The 3,804-nt window shown below is 75.4% G+C and carries 1 protein-coding gene; it reads right to left on the reverse strand.

Annotation, left to right across the window (positions count from 1 at the left end; all coding sequences use genetic code 11):
* On the reverse strand, positions 1–3,804 hold a 3,804-nt coding region (locus B0E53_RS34065; RefSeq protein WP_146167898.1), incomplete at both ends, for a type I polyketide synthase.

Below are 3,804 nucleotides of genomic sequence, written 5' to 3' on the forward strand. Positions count from 1 at the left end.
TCCACCTCATCCAAGGCGTCGACCGCACCGGAGAGCACCACGGACGTGGGGCCGTTCACCGCCGCGATCCCCACCCGGTCCGTGAGGCCGGTGGAGGCCGACCCGTCACCGGAGGCCGCAGGTTCGCCGGCAGACGCAGAGCCACCGGAGGTCGGCCCGTTCAGGGCGGCCTGTACCTCCCCCTCGGATGCGTTCACGGCGAGCATCCCGCCGCCGGCGGGCAGGGCCTGCATCAACCGACCCCGCGCCGCGACGAGAGCACACGCGTCCGCCAGGGACAGCACCCCGGCGACGTGCGCGGCGGTGATCTCCCCGATCGAATGCCCACCCACCAGGTCCGGCACAACCCCGAACGACTCGACCAGCCGGAACAGCGCCACCTCGACCGCGAACAGACCAGCCTGGGTGAACACCGTCTGATCCAGCAGCTCCGCCTCCGGCGAGCCCGCATCGGCGAACAGCACCGTCGTCAACGGCTGCGGCAACAGCGGATCCAACTGCCCGCACACCTCGTCCAGCGCGGCGGCGAAAACGGGGAAAGTGTCATACAACTCCCGACCCATGCCCGGGCGCTGCGCGCCCTGACCGGAGAAGAGGATCGCGAGCTGGCCGCGTTCGGCGGCGGAACCGGTGACGACCGCGCCGGACGGGTCCCCACCGGCCAGGGCGGTCAACGCCCCGAGCAGGCCATCCCGGTCCGCCGCAGCCACCACGGCCCGCTGCTCCAGAGCCGGCCGGGTGGCCACCGACGACCACGCCACATCGACCGGGCGCAGCGCCACGCCGGCTGCCAGCCAGCGCGCCCAGCGGCCCGCCTGCGCCGCCAACGCGGGACCGGTCCGCGCCGACAGCAGCACCGGCACCGCACCTGGCACCCGCGCCACCAGCTCACCCTCGACCACGGGCAGCGTCGAACGTCCCGCCACCTGGCCCTCGACGGCGTCCGCCGGCGGTTGTTCGAGGATCACGTGCGCGTTGGTGCCGGAGATGCCGAACGAGGAAACGGCGGCCCGGCGCGGCCGGTCCACGGCCGGCCACGGGGTCGCCTCGGTCGCCAGGGCGACGGCCCCGGCGGTCCAGTCGACGTGCGGCGACGGCTCGTCCACGTGCAGGCTCGGTGGCACCACACCGTGCCGCATGGCCAGGACCATCTTGATCACGCCGGCCACACCGGCCGCAGCCTGCGTGTGGCCGATGTTCGACTTGATCGACCCCAGCCACAGCGGCCGGTCGGCGGGCCGGTCCTGCCCGTACGTCGCCAGCAGCGCCTGCGCCTCGATCGGGTCACCCAGCGTCGTGCCCGTGCCGTGTGCCTCGACGGCGTCCACGTCCGCCACGGTCAGGCGCGCGTTCGCCAGGGCCTGCCGGATCACCCGCTGCTGCGACGGCCCGTTCGGCGCGGTCAACCCGTTCGACGCGCCGTCCTGGTTGACGGCGGTGCCCCGCACCACGGCGAGGACCCGGTGACCGTCCCGTCGGGCGTCGGACAGCCGCTGCACCAGCAGCACGCCCACCCCCTCCGACCAGCCGGTGCCGTCCGCCGACGCGGCGAACGACTTGCACCGACCGTCCTGGGACAGGCCGCGCTGCCGGGAGAACTCGACGAACGTGCCCGGCGTGGCCATCACCGTCACGCCACCGGCGAGAGCCAGGTCGCACTCCCCCGACCGCAACGCCTGCGCGGCCAGGTGCAACGCGACCAGCGACGACGAACACGCCGTGTCCACCGTGACCGCCGGACCTTCCAGCCCGAACGTGTACGCCACCCGCCCCGACAACACACTGCCCGAGGTGCCCGTGCCGACGTAGCCCTCGGCGCCCGGGGGAAGGTCGGCCAGCTGAGAGGCGTAGTCGTGGTACATCACGCCGGCGAACACGCCCGTACGGGAGCCGCGCAGCCGCGCCGGATCGAGGCCGGCGGACTCGAACGTCTCCCACGACGCCTCCAGCAGCAGCCGCTGCTGCGGGTCCATGGCGACCGCCTCCCGGGGCGAGATCCCGAAGAAGGCGGGGTCGAAGTCGGCCGCCCCGGTCAGGAATCCGCCGTGCCGGGTGTACGAGGTGCCGCTGCGGTCCGGGTCGGGGTCGAAGAGGCCGTCGAGGTCCCAGCCCCGATCGGCGGGGAACTCCGAGATCCCGTCCCCACCGGCGGCCAGCAGCTCCCAGAGCTGGTCCGGGCTGTCGACGCCGCCCGGATACCGGCAGGCCATGCCGACGATCGCGATCGGCTCGTCGGTGTCGACGGCCCGCACCGCCGTCCGCCGGGCGGTGAGCTGGCCGGAGACCTGCTCGTACAGGTGCCCGGCGAGCACGGCCGGGGTGGGGTGGTCGAAGACCAGCGTCGAGGGCAGCCGCAGCCCGGTGGCCGCGTTGACCCGGTTGCGCAGGTCCACGGCGGTCAGCGAGTCGAAACCCAGCTCCCGGAAAGCCCGGTCCACCGGCACCGCCTCCGCGCCGCCGTGCCCCAGCACCTGGGCGACCAGGCCCCGGACCAGCAGGTCGATCCGCGCGCGGGCCTCGTCCGGGGCCAGGCCGGCCAGCTGGCTGGCCCAGTCGCCGCCCTGCCCGGCCTGCCGGCGGCTGACCGCCGGGCCGACCAGGGTGCGCAGCACCGCCGGCACCCGGCCGCCGGCGCCGAGGGCGGCCCGCATCGCGGGTACGTCGATGACGGCCGGCACCAGCACCGGCCGGCCCGCGCCCAGGGCCGCGTCGAACAGCTCCAGCCCGACCTCGACGCTCATCGGCGTCAGGCCGGCCCGAGCCGACCTCGCCCGGTCCGCCTCCGCCAGCGACGCCGCCATGCCGGCGGTGTCCCACATTCCCCACGCCAGGCTGACCGCCGGCAGACCCGCCTGCCGCCGGTACGTCGCCAGCGCGTCCAGGTAGGTGTTCGCCGCGGCGTACGCCGCCTGACCCGGCGACCCGATCAGGCCGGCCACCGACGAGAACACCACGAACAGGTCGAGGTCACGGTCGATCGTCGCCTCGTGCAACCACCACGCGGCGGTCGCCTTCGGCGCCAGCACACCCGCCAACCGCTCGGGGCTGAGCGCCGACACCACGCCGTCGTCCAGCACGCCCGCGGTGTGCACCACCCCCGCCAGCCGGCCGGGCACACCGGCCACCAGCTCGTACACCTCATCCCGGTCGGTGACGTCGGCCGCGACCACGGCCACCCGGGCACCCAGGCCCGACAGCCGCTCCACCAGCGCGTCCGCACCCGGCGCGGCCGGACCCCGCCGTGACACCAGCACCAGCGACCGCACCTCGTGCGCGGTGACCAGATGCTCCGCCACCAGCGCGCCCAGCGCACCCGTGCCACCCGTCACCAGCACCGTGCCGTCGCCGAAGGCCGGCGCGACCCCACCCGACGCCACCGCGGGCGGCACGGCGCCGGCCGGCGGCACCGCGGCACGGACCAGGCGCGGGGTCAACACCGCGGCACCCCGCAACGCCACCTGCCCGCCCGTGGCGGACACGTCATCGACGACACCCGCCAGCACCGCGAGGACCCCGTCGTCCGGATCCCGGTCGAGATCAGCCAGGACGATCCGCCCCGGATGCTCGGTCTGCGCCGAGCGCAGCAGCCCCCACACCGCCGCGCCGGCCAGGTCGGTCACCCGGTCCCCGTCACCGGCGGCCACGGCGCCCCGGGTCAGGACGACGAGCGTCGCGTCGGCGAGCACGTCGGCCGCCAGCCAGGACTGCACGGCGGCCAGCGCGTCGGCGGTGACCGCACGCGCCGCGTCCGGTGCGGGCACCTCGGTGGCGGCCGGCAGCGGCAGCAGCAGGGCCCGTGGCGCG

Origin of the sequence: Micromonospora sp. MH33, assembly GCF_003013775.1 — a bacterium.
GTDB classification, from domain to species: Bacteria; Actinomycetota; Actinomycetes; order Mycobacteriales; family Micromonosporaceae; genus Micromonospora; species Micromonospora fulviviridis.